Source organism: Luteolibacter sp. Populi, from assembly GCF_040801775.1.
Taxonomy (GTDB): domain Bacteria; phylum Verrucomicrobiota; class Verrucomicrobiia; order Verrucomicrobiales; family Akkermansiaceae; genus Haloferula.
In genome coordinates this window covers 2816004-2838706 of record NZ_CP161812.1, presented here as the reverse complement: position 1 = coordinate 2838706, position 22703 = coordinate 2816004, and the positions used below count along the sequence as shown (strand labels likewise).

The window sequence follows — 22703 nt, the reverse complement described above, 5'->3', positions numbered from 1 at the left end:
GAACCGGCGGAAGCCGTCACCAAAACATATTGCGACCGCTTCCGCCGATCCCGGACCCATCCACCAGTCTCTGAATCCTATCTGCCTGAACCGCTTGCGGTCCGGGCTCAACTTGCAAGCACCATATCCAGCCATGGCCGACCGTCTCCAATTCGGGAAAATCGAGGAAGTCATCGAACCCCCGAACCTCATCGAGGTTCAGAGCCGCTCCTACGAGGAGTTCATGCAGAAGGACATCCCTGCCGGCGAGCGCACCGATTCCGGACTCCAAGCGGTGTTCCGTGAAGTTTTCCCGATCAAGAGTTACGACGAAGCGATCGAGCTCGACTTCGTGACGTACGACATCGAGGACCCGAAGATCACCTCGCTGGACGCCCTGCGTTCCGGCGAAAGCTTCTCCGCCGCGCTCTACGTGACCTTCAAGCTGAAGGACGAGACCGGGACGAAGAAGGAGCGCGTCTACATGGGCGAACTGCCGATGATGACCCGCCGCGGTACCTTCATCATCAACGGTGCCGAGCGCGTGATCGTGTCCCAGTTGCACCGTTCCCCGGGCATCTGCTTCGAGACTTCGCAGCACTTGAACGGCAAGATCCTGCACTCGTTCCGCATTATCCCGGACCGCGGTTCCTGGTTGGAAGTGCAGTTCGACACGAACGACCTGCTCTACGTCTACCTCGACCGCCGCCGCCGCCGCCGCAAGTTCCTGGCGAGCACCTTCCTGCGTGCCCTCGGCTACCCGACGGACCGCGACATCGTCACGAATTTCTACAATGTCGAGACGCTGAAGATGAAGGACGAGATGGACGAGCAGGAGCTCGGCCACAAGGTGCCCTTCGAGGACATCCTGGACAACGAACTGGTGGTGGCCAAGGCCTACGAGCCGTTGACCATCGGCATCGTCCGCCAGCTCATCGCGCTCGGCCACAAGCAGGTGGAGGTGATCGACGGCCGCGAGGACGAAATCCTGCTCAAGTCCCTCCGCAAGGACCCGGCGAAGGATGAGGACAGCGCGCTGAAGGACATCTACCGCAAGCTGCGCCCCGGCGATCCGCCGACGGCCGCGAACGCCCGCGCGCTGCTCAAGCGCCTCTTCTTCGACCCGAAGAAGTACGACCTGACCCGCGTCGGCCGTTACAAGATCAACAGCAAGCTCGAAAGCAAGGTCGGTCCGGACGAGCGGATCATGGTCCCCGAGGACTTCCTCGGTGCCGTGAAGTACCTGCTCAAGCTCAAGAAGGGCGAAGGCGTGATCGACGACATCGACCACCTTGGTTCCCGCCGCGTGCGGGCCGTGGGAGAGCTGCTTTCCAACCAGTGCCGCGTGGGCCTTGCCCGCACCGAGCGTCTGGTGAAGGAGCGCATGACCTTGTTCGACGTGAACATCGAGGGCATGACCCCGCAGAAGCTGATCAACCCGAAGGCCCTCTCGGCCGTCGTGCGTGATTTCTTCGGCCGGTCCCAGCTTTCGCAGTTCATGGACCAGACCAACCCGCTGGCCGAGCTGACGCACAAGCGCCGCCTCTCCGCCCTCGGGCCTGGCGGTCTGAACCGCGACCGCGCCGGCTTCGAAGTCCGCGACGTGCATCCGTCTCACTACGGCCGCATCTGTCCGATCGAGACCCCGGAAGGTCCGAACATCGGTCTGATCAACTCGATGTGTACCTATGCACGCATCAATGAGTTCGGCTTCATCGAGACGCCCTACCGCAAGGTCAAGAACGGCAAGGTCACCAACGACATCGAATACCTCACGGCAGACCAGGAAGAGAAGTTCCTGATCGGCCAGGCGAACAACCCGATCGACAAGTCCGGCAAGTACCTCAACGAGCGGGTGACCGCGCGTGAGGCTGGCGGCGAGTTCATCGAAGTCCCGCCGAACGAGGTCAACTACATGGACGTCTCGCCGAAGCAGCTGGTTTCGGTGGCGGCCGGTTTGATTCCCTTCCTCGAGCACGACGACGCCAACCGCGCGCTGATGGGCTCGAACATGCAGCGCCAGGGCGTGCCGCTCCTCGTGTCCGAGTCGCCGTACGTCGGCACCGGCCTCGAAGGCAAGACGGCCCGCGACTCGCGCGCCGTGATCGTGGCCGAACTCGACGGTATCATTGCCGCGGCGACCGCGGAAATGATCGTGACATCGCCGGACGGCAAGCTGCCGGTGGCCGACGAGAAGTTCCTCTCCGACCCCGAGTCGGTGAAGACGAATCTCGACAAGGGCATCATGGCTTACCCGCTGCGGAAGTTCATGCGCTCGAACGCGGGCACCTGCATCAACCAGAAGCCGATCTGCAAGAAGGGTCAGAAGATCAAGAAGGGCGACGTGCTCGCGGACGGTCCGAACACCCAGCTCGGCGAGCTGGCGCTCGGCCGCAACGTGTTGGTGGCCTTCATGCCTTGGAACGGCTACAACTTCGAGGATGCCATCGTCATCTCCGAGCGGGTCAAGAAGGAGGACATCTACACCTCCATCCACATCGCTGAATTCGACGTGGCCGCCCGGGATACCAAGCTGGGTCCGGAAGAAATCACGCGGGACATCCCGAACGTGGGTGAAGAAGCGCTCAAGAACCTCGACCACGACGGCATCATCCGCATCGGTGCCGAGGTCAAGCCGGGCGATATCCTCGTCGGCAAGATCACGCCGAAGTCCGAGACCGAACTCGCCCCGGAAGAGCGCCTGCTGCGCGCCATCTTCGGTGAGAAGGCCGCGGACGTGAAGGACACCTCCCTGCGCGTGCCATCCGGCTGCATCGGGATCGTCCAGGACATCCGCGTTTCCTCGCACGGCTCGGCCCGCAAGCGCGCCGAGAAGGTCGATCCGGTGGAGCTCAAGAAGCAGCTCAAGAAAATCAACGACGAGCACAAGAAGAAGGCCGACAAGCTGACCGACGACCTGACGGAGAAGCTCTCCGATATACTGCTTGGCGAGAAGATCCCGCTCGACGTGGTGAACGCCCAGACCGGCGAGATCATCATCCCGGCGAACCGCAAGATCACCAAGACCCTGCTGCGCAAGCTGGCCTCGGTCCACGATCACATCGAAATCGATCCGTCCCCGATCCGGAACAAGATCCTCGAGATCATCGGTTCCTTCGAGGCCCGCTTCCAGGAGCTCGACACCGAGCGCGAGCGCAAGCTCGACCAACTGGAAGCCGGCGACGACGTTGATCCCGGCGTCATCAAGGAAGTGAAGGTCTTCATCGCCGCCAAGCGCAAGCTGTCGGTGGGTGACAAGATGGCCGGCCGCCACGGTAACAAGGGCGTGGTCGCGACCATCGTCCCCGAGGAAGACATGCCCTACCTCGCGGACGGGACTCCGGTTGACATCGTGCTCAACCCGCTCGGCGTGCCATCGCGCATGAACGTCGGCCAGGTGCTCGAGACCCACCTCGGTGTCGCCGCCAAGGCACTTGGTTTCAAGGTCGCCACCCCGATCTTCGACGGTATTCCCGAATCGAAGATCTGGGAATACATGACCGAAGCCAAGCAGGTAGAAGGTTACACTTGGATCGGCGATGGCAAGGACGGCAGCACCGGTGGTAAGTCGACGCTGTTCGACGGTCGCACCGGCGAGGCCTTCCACCAACCGGTCGTGGTCGGCATCATCTACATGCTGAAGCTCGGTCACTTGGTCGCGGACAAGATCCACGCCCGTGCCGTCGGTCCCTACAGCCTCGTTACCCAGCAGCCGCTGGGGGGCAAGGCCCAGTACGGCGGCCAGCGCTTCGGGGAAATGGAAGTCTGGGCCCTCGAGGCCTACGGAGCTGCCTACACCCTTCAGGAATTGCTGACCGTGAAGTCAGACGACGTGCAAGGCCGCACGCGGATTTACGAAGCGATCGTCAAGGGGGACAACAACCTGGAAGCCGGCACGCCGGAGTCCTTCAACGTCCTCATCAAGGAGATGCAGTCCCTCGGTCTCGATGTCCGACCCGGACGCCGCGGAGCCGGCGGGCCTGGAGGCACGGCTTCGATCGGCGGTGTCGACGACTTCTCGCTCGACGATCTGACCCTTTAATAGCGAACCACGAACCGATCCCTAACAAGCTTACGATATCATGAACGTTGACACCAACCTTCGCGAACTTTTCGGCGTGGACGAGCGGCCGGAGGCCTTTGACCAGGTCTCCATCACCGTAGCCTCCCCGGACATCATCCGGTCCTGGTCCAAGGGGGAAGTAAAGAACCCCGAGACCATCAACTACCGCACCTTCAAGCCTGAGAAGGGCGGCCTATTCTGCGAGCGGATCTTCGGACCGACCCGCGACTGGGAGTGCGCCTGCGGCAAGTACAAGCGGATCAAGCACAAGGGTGTGGTCTGCGACCGTTGCGGCGTGGAAGTGACGCTGAGCCGCGTGCGCCGCGAGCGCATGGGCCACATCGAGCTGGCCGTGCCGGTCTCGCACATCTGGTTCTACAAGTGCATGCCTTCGCGCATCGGCCTGGTGCTGGACATCAGCGCCCGCCACCTGGAGCGCGTCATTTACTACGAGGACTACGTTGTCACCGAACCGGGCAATACCCCGCTCGAGCGCGGCCAGCTTCTCACCGAGAACGAACTCCGCGATGCCGAAGAGGCATACGGTGAGACCTCCTTCCGCGCTGCCATGGGTGCCGAGGCGATCCAGGATCTGCTTGCGCAGGTCGATCTGGCCGATCTCGCGATCAAGCTGGAGCAAGAGCTGGAGACCACCCGCTCGAAGCAGAACAAGAAGAAGCTCTCCAAGCGCCTCAAGATCACCCAGGGCTTCGCGGGTTCCAAGTCGCGTCCGGAATGGATGATCCAGACCGTGCTGCCGGTGATCCCGCCGGACCTGCGCCCGCTGGTCCCGCTGGAAGGTGGCCGCTTTGCGACCTCCGACTTGAACGACCTCTACCGTCGCGTCATCAACCGCAACAACCGTCTCAAGAACCTCCTCCAGCTCAAGACGCCGGAGGTCATCATCCGCAACGAAAAGCGGATGCTGCAAGAGGCCGTCGACGCGCTCTTCGACAACGGTCGCCACGGCCGTGCTGTCACCGGTGCTGGCAACCGTCCGCTGAAGTCCCTGAGCGACATGCTCAAGGGCAAGGGCGGCCGTTTCCGCCAGAACTTGCTGGGCAAGCGCGTGGACTACTCGGGCCGCTCGGTCATCGTGATCGGTCCCGACCTCACGCTGAACCAGTGCGGTCTGCCGAAGAAGATGGCTCTGACCCTGTTCGAGCCCTTCATCATCCGCCGCCTCAAGGAGCTGGGCTACTGCCACACCGTGCGCTCGGCCAAGAAGATGATCGACCGCAAGACCCCGGAGGTCTGGGACATCCTGGCCGAAGTGACCAAGGGTCACCCGGTCTTCCTGAACCGCGCCCCGACCCTCCACCGTCTCTCGATCCAGGCCTTCGAACCGAAGCTGATCGAAGGCGAAGCCATCCGCGTCCACCCGCTCGTCTGCACGGCTTACAACGCCGACTTCGACGGTGACCAGATGGCCGTGCACGTGCCGCTCTCGGTCGAGGCCCAGATGGAAGCGCGCCAGCTGATGCTTGCTCCGAACAACATCTTCTCGCCCGCGTCCGGTCGCCCGATCACGACGCCGTCGCAGGACATCATTCTGGGTGCCTACTACCTCACGTGGGCTCCGGTGCGCACGCAGAAGGACCGCGAGAAGCAGGAGCACCTGCCGCTGTTCGAGAACTCCTCGGAAGTCGAGTTCGCGATCGCCTCGCGCAAGGTCGGCTATCACCAGTGGATCCGGATCCGCAATCCCAACCTCGGCAAGGACACCGTCTTCGGCGACAAGGAGAGCAAGATCCTCGAGACCACCCCGGGCCGCGTCCGCTTCAATGAAATCTGGCCCGAGGGCCTCGGCTTCATCAACCGCACCATCGGTAAGAAGCAGATGTCCGACATCATCTGGCGTTGCTACCAGGTCTCCGGCCAGAAGGGCACCGTCACGACGCTCGATGCGCTCAAGAGCCTCGGCTTCCGCGAAGCCACCCGCTCCGGCACCTCGATCGGTATCGTCGACATGGTTGTCCCGGAAGAAAAGCCGGCGATCATCAAGGATGCCTACGAGCAGGTCGAGAAGGTGACCAAGCAGTACCGCAACGGCGTCATCACCGACGGCGAGCGCTACCAGAAGGTCGTCGACATCTGGACCCACGCCACGGACACCATCGCCTCCGCGCTCTATCGCAAGATCGAGTTCAACGACGGCAAGCCGGGTGCGAGCCCGCTGTTCATGATGGTCGATTCCGGCGCCCGCGGTAACAAGAGCCAGATCAAGCAGCTCTCCGGGATGCGCGGCCTGATGGCCAAGCCCTCCGGTGAAATCATCGAGCGCCCGATCACCTCGAACTTCCGCGAAGGTCTGTCGGTGCTGGAATACTTCATCTCCACCCACGGCGCCCGCAAGGGTCTGGCGGATACCGCGCTCAAGACCGCGGACTCCGGCTACATGACCCGCAAGCTGGTGGACGTCGCCCAGGATGTGATCGTCACGCAATTCGACTGCAACACGGCCAACGGCATCGTCGTCGCCCCGATCTATGACGGCGATGAAGAGGCTGCCTCGCTGGCGACCCGCATCTACGGCCGCACCTCGTGCGAACAGGTCAAGGATCCGGTCACCGGCCAGATCGCACTCGATGTCGACGAACTGGTGGACGAGATCTCGGCAAAGGCGGTCGAACGCATCGGCTACGAGAAGCTCAAGATCCGCTCGGTCCTGACCTGCGAATCGAAGCGCGGTTGCTGCGCGAAGTGCTACGGCCTGAACCTCGCCACCGGCAAGCCGGTGAAGATCGGCGAAGCGGTCGGCATCATCGCCGCACAGTCGATCGGGGAGCCCGGCACGCAGCTTACGATGCGTACCTTCCACGTCGGTGGTGTGGCCGCTGCAACGTTCAAGCAGCCGATCATCAAGGCCAAGAACACCGGTATCGTGGTTTACAAGGAACTCCGCGTGGTCGAAAGCGCCGAGGGCAAGTGGGTCGTGCTGAACAAGAACGGCTCCGTCTCCATCCGCGACAAGGAAGGCCTTGAGCTGGAAAGCCAGCTCATCGTCATCGGCTCGGTCATCGAGATCAAGGATGGCGACGACGTGAAGAAGGGCGACACCGTGGCGACATGGGATCCTTACAACGTGCCGATCCTTACCGAGAAGCCGGGCAAGGTGGAATTCCGCGACATGATCTCGGGCATCACCGTCACCAACGAGACGGACAAGGAAACCGGCAAGAAGGTCATCGTGGTCACCGAGCACAAGGAAGACCTTCACCCGCAGGTGGTGATCGTGGACGAGAAGAGCAAGGAAGTCCGCGCATCTTACTCGATCCCGGTCGGCGCTCACCTTTCCGTCAAGGAAGGGGAAGTGGTCACGGGGGGCACGCAGCTCGCCAAGACCCCGCGCAAGGTGGCCCGCACCAAGGACATCACCGGTGGTCTGCCGCGTGTGGCCGAGCTCTTCGAGGCCCGCAAGCCGAAGGACGCTTGCGTCATCGCGAAGATCGAGGGCGAGGTTTCCTTCGGCGGCACCGTCCGCGGCAAGAAGAAGGTCATCGTCACCGATGCCGACTCCGGCGAGCAGGTCGAGCACTTGGTCCCGATGGGCCGTCACATCATCGTCACCGACGGTGATATCGTGAAGCGCGGCGATCAGATCACCGAAGGCCCCGTATCTCCGGAAGACCTCCTCGAGGCTTGCGGCGCACAGGAGCTGCAGGAGCACTTGGTCAACGAGGTGCAGTCCGTTTACCGCGTCCAAGGCGTGGAAATCAACGACAAGCACATCGAGATCATCATCCGCCAGATGCTGCGCAAGGTGAAGATCACCGATCCGGGCGACGCCGATCAGCTCCTCTGGGGCGACCAGATCGACCGCTCGACCTTCAACCGCATCAACGACGGCATCGTCGCCAGCGGTGGTAAGCCGGCGGAAGCCGAACCGGTGCTGCTCGGCATCACCAAGGCCTCGCTCGAAACCGACTCCTTCATTTCCGCGGCGTCCTTCCAGGACACCACCCGCGTGCTGACGGAAGCGGCCACCCTCGGGAAGATCGACTACCTCACCGGCTTCAAGGAAAACGTGATCATGGGTCACCTCATCCCCGCCGGTTCCGGCTTCGATTGCCACCGCGACTCGGACATCGAGTTCACCGTGGACGAGCCCGAGCCGATCTTCGTGCCCGCCGTGCGCGAGCCCGAAGACGCGGTGATCGAGAGCGCGACCGCGTGATCGCCTGATTGATCCAAGCAAGAATTCAAAAGCCCGGTCGCGCGAGAGCGTGGCCGGGCTTTCTTGTTTGCAGGGTTCCTGCCGATTAGCACCTGCTTGGGAGAGGGTCGGCTAATCTAGGTCGTGTTGATGAATTTATCTGAGGTATAGGAACGCGGCCGTGAGGTGGACCATCGCGAGGAAGGTGCAGGCATACTTCTCGTAGCGCGTGGCGATTCTCCTGAAGTGCTTGATCCGGTTGAAGAAGCGTTCCACGCGGTTGCGCTGCCGGTAGATCTCCCGATCATACGGGATTGCTTCCTTGCGGTTGGATTTCGGCGGGATCACCGGCTTGATCCCGTCCTCCGCAAGCCGTTCGCGGATTGCGTTGCTGTCGTAGCCTTTGTCCAGGGCGGCGGCCTCCAGCACGTTGTCCTTGTCCAAGCTCGCGAAAAGTTCGCCGAAGTTGCTGCAATCCGCGCTTTGTCCGGGACTCAGGATCAGACCGACGCTGGAGATCTCGTCCACGCATGCGGCGTGGATCTTGGTGGTCAATCCGCCGCGAGAGCGTCCCAGAGCTTGGTCGCCGCCGTTTTTTTGGGTGCCCCGGCGGCATGTTGGTGAGCCCTTACCGAGGTGGAGTCGATGAAGAGGTGGCGGGCATCGGCAAAGACCTCCTCCTGGAGGGATTGCCAAAGCCGCTTCCACACACCCCGCCTCTCCCAAGTGCGGAAGCGGACGTATACGTGATTCCAATGGCCCATCTGCGCCGGGAGGTCGCGCCAGGGGCTGCCGGTCCGTGCAATCCATAAAACCGCTTCTATGAAGTCCCGGTCGGATTGCATCGCGGGAGAGCCGGCAGCCGAGTGCTTGGCTTGTCTAACAAGCGGTTCGAGCTTGTTCCAAATTTCCGCCGTGATCGCCTTCCTTGTTGTTCCGGATGCCATTCCAAGGAATGAAGCGACCATTCAAACAGTCGTACAGATTTAAATTAATCAACACGACCTAGTATGGGTCCACCCGCATCGCTTGCCCTTCCGCCGGGCCGGGTGGGGAGCTTGGGGCGCGGTTGAAGCGGAGGTATCTTCGGTTGATCCACAGCGCTAGGAAGAGCCACGCGATCGAGAGGGGAATCATGCTGTAAGCCTGGCCGGACGCCCCGAGTCCGAGTAGGACCATGGCTGGATAGGACCAAGCCCCGATCTGGTCGCCGACGCGATAGACGAAGGTGTCGTTGAAGTTCTTTGCTTTGTATTTATCGCTGCGATCCAGGACCGCGTAGAGGGCTTCCCGCGCGGGACGTTGGATCGCGAAGTTCGCCGAGCGGCGGAGGATATCCAGAGTCATCACCGCGACGAGGCCCGGCCACGCGCCAAGAAGGGTAAATCCCACCACGCCAAGTGCCGGAAGGAACGCCAAGGCGACTCCGATCCCAAACCACCGGACGATTCGCCCGGTCAGGAATAGCTGTGTGACCAGAGTCAGCACGTTCACCACGAGATCCCGGTTGGCGAAAAGCTTGGTCCGCCCGACCTTATCGTTCGCGAAAACCTGCGAGACGATATCCGCCTGCTGGAAATAGATGAAGGTCGAGGAAATGGTGAAGAACAGCATTAGCCCCGAGATTCCCAGAAGGTAGGGTGACGCGAAGACGCTCTTGATGCCGTCGAACAGGCCGCCACCGATAAGATCCTCGCTGTTGCTCTTGGCGGGGTGGGGTTCGGTCTGTTGATCCGTTTGGTCCGTCGTCAGGGCGAGCTTGGATTTATGGCGCTCAAGCGACTTCGATGCGTAGCAGCCGAGTTCGAGTAACAGCGCCGAAACCAAAAGCAGGTTCACGGGTCCCAGAGGTTCGGCGAGCTTCGACGTGATGAAAGACCCGGCGGTAGCTCCGAGGCTGCCGCCGACGGCCACCATGCCGAATAGCCGCTTGCTTTGCTCCGGTCGGAAGATGTCGGTCATGAAGGACCAGAAGACCGAGACCACGAACAAATTGAAGATACTAACCCAGACAAAGAACACGGCACCGATCCACAAGCTCTTCGCCGGATCGACAAATTCGTAGAGGAGGAAAAAGATCGCCAGATTCAGGATGAAGAACCGGAGGCTCAGTGGCACGAAGCGCTTCCGTGGAAGCCGGCTCACCAGCGAGGCGAAGAGGGGGTGGATCAGGAGGATGCCAACCAAGGTGGCAGTGAAGAGCCACGACAATTCTTCCGCCCTGCCCTTCTTGCCCTCCATCACCGCCACTCCCACCTCGTCGCGAATCGGCCGCAAAACGTAATAGGCAGAGAGGATGAAGAAGAAGTAGACCGCCGACCAAACGAGGGTCGCGATTTCCTTCTCCTTCACGTCCACCACGCGCCGGATGAGGCGGGAGAATGTTTCACTCATACGGCCGCTGGTTCAGAGGGCGGCGAAAGCCTCTTCGATGCGTTTGCGCAGTCGGGCATCCGGCAGCACGCCGCGTGCGGCGGCGGCATTGTCCTCCAGATGCTTCAGCTTGGTCGTCCCGGGGATCGCGGCGGTGACGGCGGGATGAGAGACGACGTATTTCAGGAGGATCTGGGCCCAGCTGCTTGCGTTGATCTCCTTGGCGAAGTCGGGCAAGGGCTTGCCGGTGGTACTGCTTATGAGGTTGGCACCCCGCCGTCCGCCGAGCGGCATATTGACCAAAGAGGCAATCTTCTTCTCGGCGACCAGCGGGAGAATTTTCTCCTCCGCGTTCCGATTCCCCACCGAGTAGTCGAACTGCACGAAATCGAGTGCTTCCTTCTCCAGGATCTTGATGAGATCGGGATACTGTTTGTCGTCGGAGGTAGTGACGCCATAGAAACTGATGCGGCCCTCTTTCTTCCAATCGCGGAGCAAGGGGAGCAGGGCTTCCCACCCGCGCAGGCTGTGCACTTGAACCAGCTCGATATGCTTGGTCTGAAGACGTTTAAACGATTCTTCGAGCATTTCGACGCCCTTTTTCACATCGTCGCCGTCCACGGTGACTTTCGTGGCGATGAAAAGCTGGTCGCGGATGCCGAGTTCCGTGATCAAGTTGCCGAGCACTTCCTCGGACTTGCCATAGCCCGGGGCGGTATCGATCAAGGTGAGGCCGAGCTTCGGAAATTGACGGAGAGCTTCGCGTCGCGGAGCCAACTCCTCTTCGGTGGTGACTCCGTATTGGTTCGTGCCGAGACCGATCACGGGGATCTTCTTCGCTGAACCGGGAATCTCCTTGGTGATGAGTGGCAGGGCGTCGACTTCCGCAGCGTGGAGATCCAAGCTAAGGCAGGTCCCAGCCGCAAGGCCGAGCTTCATGGCACTGCGCCGGGTCAAATGGGTTTTGGCGGTATTCATGGCAGTATAAGTATCGGTTCAGCTTGGAGTGTTTTTTCAGAGATCGGAAGATGGATCGCATCAAGGCAGGTCATACCGGCTTGGAACCGCGGCGGTGGCTGGTCGGTATCGGCCCGAAGGGGCGAGATCCCGCTCGCAAGGTAGCCCGGATGTTTCCATCGGCAATTGCCCGCGCTCTTTCCGGCCAGGTGCCAAGCACCGCCGGGCTTGCGGGGCCTGATTCCGGATCGTTGAATTTTTCGGGTGCCCAAGCAAATTCTCCGACCGACAGCGGGGGAGCTGACGATTGGAGATTGCCGACTCCCGCGGTTGGCCCCCATGTTAGCGACGAAACCGGAATAACGATCATGCGCTGGGAAGGACGAGAGCAGAGCGGGAATGTGGAAGACCGTCGCGGCAGTGGCGGGGGTGGTGGTGGCGGCAAGATGGCGCTCGGCGGAGGGCTAGGGACTTTAGTGCTACTGCTCGTGGTCTGGATGCTGGGGGGAGATCCGATGGCGCTCTTGCAGCAGACAGGCGGAGGAGGCGGTCCCGGGGTCTCGGCTCCGGCCTCACCGGAAGAAGAGAAGACGAAAGCCTTCGTCGCGACCATCCTCAAGGATACGGAGACCATCTGGCACGAGGAGTTCGCGCGGATGGGCAAAGCCTATCAGGAGCCGAAGCTGGTGATCTTCACCAGCCAGGTGCGCAGCGGTTGCGGCTTTGCGGGGGCGCAGATGGGGCCCTTCTACTGTCCGGCGGACCGCACGGTCTACATCGACCTGTCCTTCTTCAATGAGCTGAGCGAGCGCTTCGGGGCACCGGGGGATTTCGCGCAGGCCTATGTGATCGCGCACGAGGTCGGACATCACGTGCAGAACCTGTTAGGGATCTCCGGCAAGGTGCACGCGGCGCAGCAGCAGGGCGGCGAGGCGGCGGCGAACCAGCTTTCCGTGCGGCTCGAATTGCAGGCCGACTTCTTGGCCGGGATGTGGGCACGAAAGGGACAGCAGAAATACGAGTTCCTCGATCAAGGGGATCTGGAGGAAGCGCTGCGGGCGGCGAAGCAGATCGGCGACGATACGCTGCAGCGGCAGGCGCAGGGCCAAGTGGTGCCGGACTCCTTCACCCACGGCAGCTCCGAGCAGCGCATGCGCTGGTTCAAGAAGGGGTTGCAGAGTGATCGATTCGATCCCAACAACACGTTCCAGACCGACGACCTTTAAAAGACCCATGCAACGCCGACCTTTCCTCGCGACCCTCGGGGCCACCGCCGCCGCCCTCACCACCGGAGCCCGCTCCCAGGAGGCGGGCCCCAAGAAACTCGGCTGGGCCTTGGTGGGGCTCGGTTCGCTGAGCACCAACCAGATCGCGCCCGCGCTGGCGAAGACCAAGAACTGCAAGCTCGCGGCGATCGTCACCGGCACGCCGGCAAAGGCGGAGGAGTGGAAGAAGAAGTACGCGATCCCCGAGACCCACGTCTATAACTACGAGACCTTCGACAAGCTGGCGGAGAATCCGGACGTGGATGTGATCTACATCGTGCTGCCGAATTCGATGCACGAGGAATTCGTGATCCGCGGCGCGAAGGCCGGGAAGCATGTCTTCTGCGAGAAGCCGATGGCCAACAGCGCGGAGGAATGCCGGCGGATGATCGCGGCGATGAAGCAAGCGGGGAAGACGCTCGGCGTCGGCTACCGCTGCCAATTCGAGCCGCACCATCGCGAGTGCATGCGCTTGGCGCGGGAGAAAGTCTTCGGCGATCTCAAGTTCATCGAGGCCGGCTTCGGCTTCCAGATCGGCGATCCGACGCAGTGGCGCTTGCGCAAGAAGCTGGCCGGCGGCGGGGCGATGATGGACGTGGGCATCTACGCGCTTCAAGCCTGCCGCTATCTTTCGGGCGAGGAGCCGGTGGAAGTGACGGCGCAGGAGACGAAGACGGATCCGGTAAAATTTGCCGAAGTTGACGAGACCATTTCCTGGTCGATGAAATTCCCCTCCGGCGTGATGGCGTCCGTGATGACGACCTACGGATTCAACGGCGCGAACTTCTACACCGCCGTGGCCCAGAAGGGGCGATTCGGCATGGACCCGGCATACAGCTACGATGGCCTGAAGGGCTGGACCTCGAGGCCGGATGTGAAGGTGGAGTTTCCCGCGGTGGATCACTTCGCCACGGAGATGGATGCTTTCTCGGAAGCGGTCATGGCAGGCAAACCCTTCACCCCCGGCGGTGAGGAGGGCTTGAAGGACCTGCTGGTGATCGAGGCGATCTATGCCTCGATCCGGGAGGGGAAAGCGGTGAAGGTGGCGGCAGTCTGAAGGTCTAAGATTTAACCGCGAAAAACGCGAAAGAGCGCGAAATCTGAAATTCAGGAAGAGCAATGCATGAAATGGCTTTCGGCTGTTCCAAGTTTCGCGGATTTCGCGTTGTTTCGCGGTTGAATGCCTTTTCTTTTCCCGCTCGATGAGACGCGCTGAATTCCTAAGATTACTATCCGCGGCGGTGCTCCTGCCTTCTGGAGCGAGTGCGCAGGAAAAGCCTTCGCGTGAAGATCTCACGAAGCGCTTCCGCGAGGGCATGGCGAAGCTGGATGAGATCTTCTGGGTCCCGGAATTGGCCAATTGGCTGGATCGCCCGGGCAAGGATCTGCGCGCCCATTTCGACGGGAAGATCAATCCGCCCTGGTGGTCTTGTGCGAATGGGGTGGAGGCCATGGTGGACTACATGGACCTCACCGGCACGAAGATCTACGATGATCGCTTGCGCCAGATCCATCAGGGCAATGTCTTGCGCGGCAGCCGCATGCCAGTGATCGCGGAGACCCTGAAGAAGCAGGGGCAATGGAAGGTCGAGGACGACAAGAGGCTGGAGCGTCGCGTGAAGACCCTCGATCCGGGGAAGGTCCACGGCAGCGAGTTCCGCAACGAGTATCTGGATGACTCGGCTTGGTGGGGCATCGCGTGGCTCAAGTTTCACGAGCGGACCAAAGATCCGCGCTACCTGCGCACGGCGGTCGCGATCCACCGGCACATGGCCGCGAACTGGCGGAAGGAAGGCGGGGTGTCCTGGGGGGAGGAGGCGGACAAGCGCGATCCGAATGCGATCACGAACAGTCTTTTCGTGGTGCTTTCGGCGCGGCTTTATCGAGTGACAAAGGAGAAGCCATTCCTCGGGTGGGCGGAGAAGACGCTCGCTTGGGAGAAGGAGGTTAAGCTCTACGATGGGACCGGGATCGTCGATCGACCGGGACATCAGGGAGACTACTGGACTTATAACCAGGGTGCCTATCTCGGGGCGCTGGAAGCACTATATTCGGTGACGGGAAAGGCGGGACATCTGGAAGAAGCGGCTGCGATTGCTGAGACAGTGATGGCCAAGTCCGGCGTGGTGCGGGAGGACGGGGTCTTGTACGAGAAGCTTAGTACCCGACGGCTGGGACGTCGGAATGTTCAAGGGGATCTGCACGAGGTATTTTGCGATTCTCGCCCGGACCATGCGGCGGCGGAACCTGCACGCGGAGACGGCGGGACGGATCGAGCGGGTATTGGAAGCAAGTGCCGCCGCGATTCTGAGAAGCAAGACGAAGGACGGACTCTATCCACTGGAATGGCAAGAACCGCCCCGGGCGGAGATCCACAATTTCAACACGCAATTGTCGGCGTTGATCGCGATTGTGGCGGCGCTACCTGCCCGGGGTTGAGTCGGGGGATTCACGAATTGGTGAGGAACTGATTTTTCGGGATTCTTTACAAATCGTCCCGGTCAGGATGATATGGCAGTTCGCTTCAATCGTCCTTCCCCGAAATGAAAACGAAATTGCTCTTCGCGTGGCTGCGGCGTGTCGTGGCCGGTTCCATCCTCGCGGCATCCCTTCCGGCTTCTTGGGCGGATGCTCCCCAGTTGGTCGATGACATCCGCACGACACCGCAAGGGTATAGCAGTTCGCCGGAGAATCTCTGCAAGCTCGGAAGCACCTTGTATTTCGCGAGGACGGATAGCGCACACGGTAATGAACTGTGGAAAAGCGGCGGCACCTCCGCGAGCAGCGTGCGGGTGAAGGATATCTTTCCCGGTGCTTTCGGCTCGAATCCGTCCGACCTGACGGCAGTCGGCAGTACCCTCTATTTCGTGGCGGATAACGGAGTCAATGGCAGGGAACTGTGGAAGAGCGACGGCACGGAAGCGGGGACCGTAATGGTCAAGGACATCGCCGCGGGCGGTACTTTCGCCAACGGTCCCGTGCCGCGGAATCTGATGGCCGCGGGGGGCATGCTGTTTTTCACCGCGGTGAACCCGCTCTACGGGAGGGAACTCTGGAAGAGCGATGGAACCGCTGCGGGAACGGGCATGGTATTGGATATCTATCCCGGTCCGGCCGAATCTTTCCTAGCCCATTTCGCGGTCTCCGGCGGAACACTCTACTTCGCCGCCTTCGATCCGAGCCACGGGCTTGAGTTGTGGAAGAGTGACGGCATCGCGGCTGGGACGGCGATCGTCCGGGACATCGTCCCCGGCCCCGACTCCGGTTCTCCCGCCGGGATGACCGTCGTAGGGGGAGCCCTCTACTTTGTCGCGAATGATCCCGCCTACGGGATGGAGCTTTGGAAGAGCAACGGAACGGATACCGGAACGGCACCGCTCAAGGACATCGTGACGGGGCTCGGCGGATCCATGCCGCGCTCTTTGACGGCAGTCGGGGCGGATCTCTATTTCAGTGCGAATGACGGGGTCCATGGCGAGGAACCCTGGAGGAGCGACGGCACCGGGCCGGGCACGGTGATGGTGCAGGATATCATGCCCGGTCCGGAGAGTTCCTCGCCCTACAAGTTCACCGGGATGACGGACTCGTTCGGGAGCAGGTGCTACTTCCTCGCGAGGAGCAACTTCGGCTTTGGCTTGTGGGCGAGTGGCCAGTTCTCCGGCACCATGCTGGTCGATATGGTTTCCGAAAGCCCCGCTCCCGACCGGTTTGTCGCGGCGGGGGACAAACTCTACTTCCGCTACTACACCGAGAGCCAAGGATACGAATTGTGGAAATGCGAAGGCGGCAGCATGGCATTGGCGGCAGACATTGCACCGGGCCCTGATAGCTCGATTCCCGACGGGCTGACCGCTGTGGACGACACGCTGTACTTCGCGGCCAGTAACCCTTTGCAGGGGAGGGAGCTTTGGAAAACCGACGGCTTCGGCTTCGGGGCCTCGCTCGTCAGCAACGTGGAGCCGGGGGGAGTTCATCTCCCTCCGCGGTGGTGGCGGTGGGTGGAGGCCCGTTGATGGGAGGGGCGGTTTGTTTCGCGGCGGATGACGGCTTCAACGGCCGCGAACTCTGGATCAGCACGGGAAGCGGTTTTTTCGAGACCGCGATGGTTAAGGATATCAATCCGGGTCCCGGGGATTCGTCGCCCGCGAATTTCGTTTCAGCGGGCGGCAGGGTCTTCTTCACCGCGGACGATGGAATGAACGGGATCGAACTCTGGTCAAGCGACGGCACCGAGACGGGAACCCACATGCTCAAGGATATCCACTTCGGCCCGGGCTCTTCGCATCCCTCCGAATTGGTCGCCGTCGGTGGGACGGTCTTTTTCAAGGCAAATGCCGGAACTGGCGGTTACGGGCTGTGGAAGAGTGACGGGACTCCCGGGGGCACCACCCTCTTGGCGACCTTGGACACGAACGCGTATCCCCTCTATCCGGGGGTCGCGGGAAACCGGTTGTATTTCTCAGGCTATGATCCCGCCCGCGGCTATGAGCTCTGGCGGAGCGATGGCACGGTGGCGGGAACGACTCTGGTGAAGGACATCAATCCGGGATCCGGAAGCTCCTATCCGTATGAGATCCGGGCCGCAGGGGATCTGATCTACTTCAGCGCGAACGACGGCGCTCACGGCGGGGAGTTGTGGAAAAGCGACGGAACCGCTGACGGAACGGTGCTGGTGAAGGACGCCCGGCCCGGATCGGGCGATTCCATCATCGCTTGGATGACCGTGTCGGGCGGCAAGGTGTTCTACGATGCCTACAGCTCCACGGCAGGCCGGGAATTGTGGACCAGCGACGGGACCGCAGCGGGAACCGTGATGGTGAAGGACATTGAACCCGGGGATAGCAGCAGTAATGTCCAATCGATCACGGCTGCCGGAGGCGGCACGGTCTATTTCACGGCTTCCGATGGCGTGGCCGGCTGGGAATTGTGGAAGAGCGATGGGACAAGCGGCGGGACCGTGATGGTGAAGGACATCTGGCCGGGTAAGGCAACCTCCCAACCCGCGAACCTGGTGATGGTGGAAGGAATTCTCCACTTCACCGCAAACGATGGCATCCACGGTGAAGAGCTATGGAAAAGCGATGGCACGGCAGGCGGCACCGTCATGGTAGCAGAACATGGTCGCCGGCAGTGGAGGAGCCTCGCCCTCGCAGATGAAACAGGTGCGCGGCACCTTGTATTTCTCCGCCACTACCGGGGCGCAAGGCACGGAACTCTGGAAGCTGGCGTTTCCGGATACCAATCTAACAGGGCTGGTGTTGAGTACGGGCAATCTCAGCCCGGGTTTTGACAGCCTTGTCACCAGCTACACGGTGCGGGTGCCGAGGACGGCCTCGTCCATCACCTTGACGCCGGCACTTTCCGACAATTCCGCCACGATGACGGTGAATGGAAATCCGGCGGCTCCGGGGAGTCCATACGGGCCCGTTTCTTTGGTGACAGGCAGCAATCCGGTTTCCATTACGGTGACCGCCAGCGACGGGATCTCGACCAAGACCTACACGATCCTGGTGACCCGCTTGTCCGCGATCGAGGAGTGGCGCCAGACATGGTTTGGCACCATTGCGAATACCGGTATCGCCGCTGACCTCGCGGCACCCGATGGCGATGGTATTGAGAATCTCCTCAAATACGGCCTGGTGCTGCCGCCGCGCGCTCACGACCGCGCAGTGCTGCCGGTCCCGCAGAAGCGGAACTATGCGGAAGGTACCCGCCTGGCGATGATCTTCACCCGCGATCCCGTGCGTGACGATGTGGTGATCCGGGTGCAAGCCACCAGTGATTTCACCCTTCCGTGGACCACTCTGGCGACCAGTACCAACGGCGGGCCGTTCAGCGGTCCCGGGCTCGTCTGGGAGATCGAAGCAAGCCAAGGCCTCAAGACGGTGGAGGTGCGCGATACGGTAAACATCAGTGCTGCCCCGCGCCGGTTCTTGAGGATTTCGGTGTCCCGCTAGCTTGGGCTTGAAACTCCGGCCGCTTCATCGCCTAGTCCTACCGTGCACGGGATTCTGGAAGTCGCCCTGAAAGTAATGGTTGGTGTCGCTATGCTTGCGCCCGGCGCGGGCGCGGACCGCCCGAACGTGGTCTTTATCCTCGCCGATGATCTCGGCTACGGGGAGATCGGCTGCTTCGGCCAGAAGAAGATTCCCACACCGAATCTCGACCGCCTGGCCGCGGAGGGCATCAAGCTCACCCAGCACTACAGCGGCGCTCCGACCTGCGCGCCCTCGCGCGGCGTGCTGATGAGTGGCAAGCATCTCGGCCACTCGGACATCCGCGGCAACCGGCAGGCGAAGCTGGCGTTTCCGGAATTCAAGGAGGGCCAGCAGCCGATCGCGAAGGACACGGTGCTGATCCCGGAAATTTTCAAGAAGGCGGGCTACACGACCGCGGCGATCGGCAAGTGGGGCCTCGGCCCGGTGGGCAGCACCGGGGATCCGAATCGCCACGGCTTCGATCTCTTCTTCGGCTACAATTGCCAGGCGGTCGCCCATAGCTATTACCCGCGGTTCCTGTGGCGGAACGACCAGCAGATCGAGATCAATCCCAAGCCGATTCCCGGCCATGTGAAGCCGGTGGACGGCGAGGTGAAGATGGAAGACTACATCGGCCAAACCTATGCGCCGAAGCTGATGGTGGAGGAGGCGGAGAAATTCATCGCCGCCACCAAGGACAGGCCTTTCTTCCTCTATCTCGCCTTCATCGAACCGCATGTGGCCATGCATCCGCCGAAGGAATCGGTGGAGAAATTCCCGAAGGAGTGGGACGCGGAGCCTCATCGCGGCGAGGCTGGGTACTTACCGCATCCGCGCCCGCGGGCGGCCTATGCGGCCATGATTTCGGATCTGGATTCCTACGTCGGCCGGGTGATGGCGTCGCTGGAGAAGGCGGGAGTTGCCGACCGCACGCTGGTGGTATTCACCAGCGACAACGGTACCACCCTCGAGGCCGCGGCGGATTCGCGCTTCAACATCGGCGGCGTGGATACGGCCTTCTTCAATAGCACCGCAGGGCTCCGCGGCTTCAAGGGCAGTGTCTATGAAGGGGGCATGCGGGTGCCGACGCTCGCCCGCTTCCCCGGCAAGGTGAAAGCGGGCAGCGTTTCGGATGCGCCGGGATATTTCGCGGATTGGTTTCCCACCTTATGTGCGGCAGCAGGCCTCGCCGTGCCGGGCGACTTGGACGGCGAGAACCTGCTGCCAGTCTTAGAAGGAGGCACTCCCCCGGTCGCCCGCAAGCCGATGGTCTGGGCCTATGCCGAATATGGCGGCCAAGTCGTCGTGCGCGTAGGCGCTTACAAGGCCCTTCGTCGTGGACTGATGACGAAGAACCCGGGGGATTGGGAAGTTTACGATATCCCCGCGGATCGTGCGGAAACCAAGAACCTCGCCGCGGAGAAGCCGGAAATCATCAGCCAGGCGGTGGAGATCCTGAAGCGGGAGATGTCGGATAATCCGACCTTTCCGCTCAAGGTTCCCGGTGTGAACGATTAGTCGGTGCTACGCATCGCGCCGGGCGGGTGGGAGGGGTAGCCCGCGTTCCTGCGGGGCGCGAAGTTCCGCCGCCAGTCGGTGGGACTTTTGCCGGTGGCTGCCACGAAGCTGCGGTTGAATTGCGACAGCGAGAGTCCGCCCAGGCGGGATGCGATCTCCGCCACCCGCATGTTCGACTTCTCCAGCAGATCGCAAGCGTAGGCGATGCGCTCATCGCGCAGGACCCGCTTGAAGCTGCTGCCGGTCACGCGCTCGAATTGCTCGCCGAGGTAGCCGGCGGACAGGTTCACGCAGTTCGATACCTCGGCCAAGGTCATCGCCCGGCACGGGTGATCGATCACCAATTGCCAAGTCGCTCTGACCGCGGAGGGCCACTGTTTGAGCGCCTTCACGCCGGTGAGGTTGTCCCGCATCGCGGCGAGCATTCTCACCACGGTGGGCTCCCGCCATGGCGGCGGCGAGTTCGACTCCTTCGGCTTCGGCACGTGGACCAGCCATGTATCCTGTCCGCGGGGAACCGCGAGCGTGAAGGCCGAGGCCTCGTTCAAGGTATCGGATTCCTCTTCTCCGATCTGGCACTGGACGGTGCCGCGGCTCAGGCGCGAGAGGGCATCCACATACGAGGCGAACGCGGGCCAAGTGCGGATCTGCTCGTGGGTCAGGGTTCGGTTTTCTTCCAAGGTCATCGGGATAGGTTTAATTTATAACCGGTAATTTTGTTCCGGTGTTGAGAACCGTTCGTCCCGGAACCGGAAAAAGGCAAAAGTTTTTTACCGGTTTTTTTCTTCACCTTTGAACCGGCCACCCGTAGATTTTCGCCATGACTGCCACTCCAAGACCTTGGGCACTCCTCAGCCGGCATGGCCACGCGCTGATCCACTTGGCGAAGAATCCGAAGATGCGCCTGATCGATCTGGCGCGGGACATGGATCTCACGGAGCGTTCGGTGCGGCTCTTGATTGGCTCCTTGGGCAGAAGCGAATTTCTGAAAATCGTGAAGGCGGGCCGGAACAATTCCTACCAGCTCGATCTGGAGCGAGCGCTGCCGCACCCTTTCGAGAAACAGATCGCCCTACAGAAGGTGATCGCTCTGGCGCTGGCGCTGGAAGAGAAGGAAAAGTGAGAGGCCCGACTGCCAGCCGTGGTGCGGATTGCAATCCGATCATGCAGGGGCAGCGCCCGGTGGCCAAGGCAGCGCCGCAGTGACAAGGTGCAATGCCCTGAGCACCAACAAACCTGCGATGCGGAGGCGCGTGGTATCAAAGCTGCGATAAGAAGAGCATGGATACCATGCCCCAAGCTTCCGATGCCGCCCGGCTTCAAGACGTGCTCACCCGCTATGTCGATTCGCGCGATGGCTACCTGCAGGCGGCGAAGCTTGTCCCGCAGCAAGGACTGACCGAATCCTTCGAGTTGATCGCCCAACGTCGCGATCTGATCGCTTCGAGGATGGCGGGGCTCATCCAGGAACAGGGCGCAAAGCCGGACGAAGACGGCAGCATCGAGGCCGGCGTGCACCGTTGGTGGATCCGTCTTCGCGACAAGATGACGGATCAGGAGTCCGACGCGATCCTCAGTGAATGCGTCCGCGGCGAGGATGAACTGGAGCGCACGCTCCAAGCCGCGCTCGAGGACGAGCATACGCTTCCCGAACACCGTGAGATCCTCACCGACGCCGTCGCGGAGGTGCGCCTCGCCAAGCAGGCCTTCGAGTCTGCGGTAGGCCATTGAAGTTTTAGAAAACAACGAAAGGAGACGTTCATGTTAAGCTGGACCATTACATTTCTCATTCTCGCCATCATCGCGGGCATCCTCGGCTTCGCGGGCATTGCTGGCGCTGCGGCGACGATCGCACAGGTGCTATTCGCCATCTTCCTGGTGTTGATGGTCGTGTCGGCAGCATCGCGCGCGGTGAGCGGCAAGATGCCGTGAGCCCTTCCGTTCGTCCCAGAGCGAACTTGCATCGGGGCCATACGCGATGTTAGCTCGGGACGCGCGGAGAGCCGCGCTTCATGCCATGAGCAATCCATTTCACGACCCCGGTGCGGCGAAACTCCTCTCGAAGGTGCGGGAAGATATTTCCGATCTTCGCGGAGACGTCACCAAATTGCTGACCTACACCACCCGTTACACCCTTCCGAAGGGAGCCCGGGAAATCGCCGGCTCCGCTCGCCAAGGTCTTTCGGCGAGCGGCAATTACGCGGCTCAGCGTCTGCGTTCGCTGGGTAGCAGCCCGCCACGCCAAGCCTTCGGCGTCCTCGCAGGCGCGGCCATCATCGGCCTGCTGGCTGCGGGCGTTTACGCTTTCGCCAAGAGCGATTGCTGTCGCTCCGCGCGCCGCATCGAGGAGGAAGAGGAAGCTGAGGAACTGGGGATTTAGGCCCCTTGTCCCGGAAACGCGGAGGAGTTTGCGG

Annotated in this window: 17 protein-coding genes; 13 read left to right on the top strand and 4 right to left on the bottom strand. The window is 61.7% G+C overall.

Features of this window, described 5'->3' with window-relative positions:
- Nucleotides 1–133: 133 nt before the first annotated feature.
- Both rpoB and rpoC read left to right on the top strand, forming a co-directional pair.
- Complete coding sequence (gene rpoB / locus ABWK72_RS11320; RefSeq protein WP_367874900.1) at nt 134–4021, top strand: DNA-directed RNA polymerase subunit beta; 3888 nt, start codon at nt 134–136, stop codon at nt 4019–4021.
- A gap of 40 nt (nt 4022–4061) precedes the next feature.
- Nucleotides 4062–8219 (top strand): DNA-directed RNA polymerase subunit beta', encoded by a 4158-nt coding sequence (rpoC, locus tag ABWK72_RS11315; RefSeq protein ID WP_367874899.1) that lies wholly within the window; start codon nt 4062–4064, stop codon nt 8217–8219.
- A gap of 135 nt (nt 8220–8354) precedes the next feature.
- Here rpoC and ABWK72_RS11310 read toward each other — a convergent pair.
- The 3 genes from ABWK72_RS11310 to ABWK72_RS11300 all read right to left on the bottom strand — a co-directional run bounded on the left by ABWK72_RS11310 (nt 8355) and on the right by ABWK72_RS11300 (nt 11549).
- A protein-coding gene (locus tag ABWK72_RS11310; protein WP_367871095.1) for an IS5 family transposase occupies nt 8355–9145 on the bottom strand; the annotation gives its coding sequence in 2 pieces (ribosomal slippage) (nt 8355–8789 and nt 8792–9145; 789 coding nt in all).
- Between the two features lie 58 nt (nt 9146–9203).
- The gene (locus tag ABWK72_RS11305; RefSeq protein ID WP_367874898.1) at nt 9204–10592 is read right to left on the bottom strand and encodes an NTP/NDP exchange transporter; all 1389 of its coding nucleotides are present in this window, start codon (nt 10590–10592) and stop codon (nt 9204–9206) included.
- Between the two features lie 12 nt (nt 10593–10604).
- A complete protein-coding gene (locus tag ABWK72_RS11300; protein WP_367874897.1) occupies nt 10605–11549 on the bottom strand; it encodes an aldo/keto reductase in 945 nt (314 codons plus the stop codon).
- 347 nt (nt 11550–11896) lie between these two features.
- Here ABWK72_RS11300 and ABWK72_RS11295 point away from each other — a divergent pair, with 347 nt between their 5' ends.
- The 7 genes from ABWK72_RS11295 to ABWK72_RS11265 all read left to right on the top strand — a co-directional run bounded on the left by ABWK72_RS11295 (nt 11897) and on the right by ABWK72_RS11265 (nt 20289).
- Entirely contained in the window at nt 11897–12754 is an 858-nt protein-coding gene (locus ABWK72_RS11295) for a neutral zinc metallopeptidase (protein ID WP_367874896.1), read from the top strand.
- 7 nt (nt 12755–12761) lie between these two features.
- Nucleotides 12762–13850 (top strand): Gfo/Idh/MocA family protein, encoded by a 1089-nt coding sequence (locus ABWK72_RS11290; protein ID WP_367874895.1) that lies wholly within the window; start codon nt 12762–12764, stop codon nt 13848–13850.
- 145 nt (nt 13851–13995) lie between these two features.
- Nucleotides 13996–15264, top strand: a complete 1269-nt coding sequence (locus ABWK72_RS11285; RefSeq protein WP_367874894.1) for a glycoside hydrolase family 76 protein — start codon at nt 13996–13998, stop codon at nt 15262–15264.
- Nucleotides 15265–15336: 72 nt separating this feature from the next.
- A complete protein-coding gene (locus ABWK72_RS11280; protein ID WP_367874893.1) occupies nt 15337–16806 on the top strand; it encodes an ELWxxDGT repeat protein in 1470 nt (489 codons plus the stop codon).
- The gene (locus ABWK72_RS11275) at nt 16806–18083 is read left to right on the top strand and encodes an ELWxxDGT repeat protein (protein WP_367874892.1); all 1278 of its coding nucleotides are present in this window, start codon (nt 16806–16808) and stop codon (nt 18081–18083) included. Before ABWK72_RS11280 ends, ABWK72_RS11275 begins: the two co-directional genes overlap by 1 nt.
- Nucleotides 18049–18750 carry a cadherin-like beta sandwich domain-containing protein gene (locus ABWK72_RS11270; protein WP_367875335.1) on the top strand — a complete coding sequence of 234 codons (702 nt, stop codon included), beginning with the start codon at nt 18049–18051 and terminating at the stop codon, nt 18748–18750. The genes ABWK72_RS11275 and ABWK72_RS11270 overlap by 35 nt, the downstream gene beginning before the upstream one ends.
- A gap of 90 nt (nt 18751–18840) precedes the next feature.
- Entirely contained in the window at nt 18841–20289 is a 1449-nt protein-coding gene (locus ABWK72_RS11265) for an arylsulfatase (protein ID WP_367874891.1), read from the top strand.
- Here the strand turns inward: ABWK72_RS11265 and ABWK72_RS11260 are convergent.
- Nucleotides 20286–20975 carry a helix-turn-helix domain-containing protein gene (locus ABWK72_RS11260; protein WP_367874890.1) on the bottom strand — a complete coding sequence of 230 codons (690 nt, stop codon included), beginning with the start codon at nt 20973–20975 and terminating at the stop codon, nt 20286–20288. The two genes, ABWK72_RS11265 and ABWK72_RS11260, sit on opposite strands and share 4 nt — an antisense overlap.
- Before the next feature lie 134 nt (nt 20976–21109).
- On the opposite strand from ABWK72_RS11260, the gene ABWK72_RS11255 reads away from it, so the two are divergent.
- The 4 genes from ABWK72_RS11255 (at nt 21110) to ABWK72_RS11240 (ending at nt 22669) form a co-directional block, all read left to right on the top strand.
- Nucleotides 21110–21412 carry a hypothetical protein gene (locus ABWK72_RS11255; protein WP_367874889.1) on the top strand — a complete coding sequence of 101 codons (303 nt, stop codon included), beginning with the start codon at nt 21110–21112 and terminating at the stop codon, nt 21410–21412.
- Nucleotides 21413–21579: 167 nt separating this feature from the next.
- Nucleotides 21580–22020 carry a PA2169 family four-helix-bundle protein gene (locus ABWK72_RS11250; protein ID WP_367874888.1) on the top strand — a complete coding sequence of 147 codons (441 nt, stop codon included), beginning with the start codon at nt 21580–21582 and terminating at the stop codon, nt 22018–22020.
- Nucleotides 22021–22050: 30 nt separating this feature from the next.
- On the top strand, nt 22051–22221 hold the full coding sequence (locus ABWK72_RS11245; RefSeq protein WP_367874887.1) for a DUF1328 domain-containing protein: 171 nt from the start codon (nt 22051–22053) through the stop codon (nt 22219–22221).
- Nucleotides 22222–22306: 85 nt separating this feature from the next.
- A complete protein-coding gene (locus ABWK72_RS11240; protein ID WP_367874886.1) occupies nt 22307–22669 on the top strand; it encodes a hypothetical protein in 363 nt (120 codons plus the stop codon).
- The last annotated feature ends 34 nt before the right edge of the window (nt 22670–22703 follow it).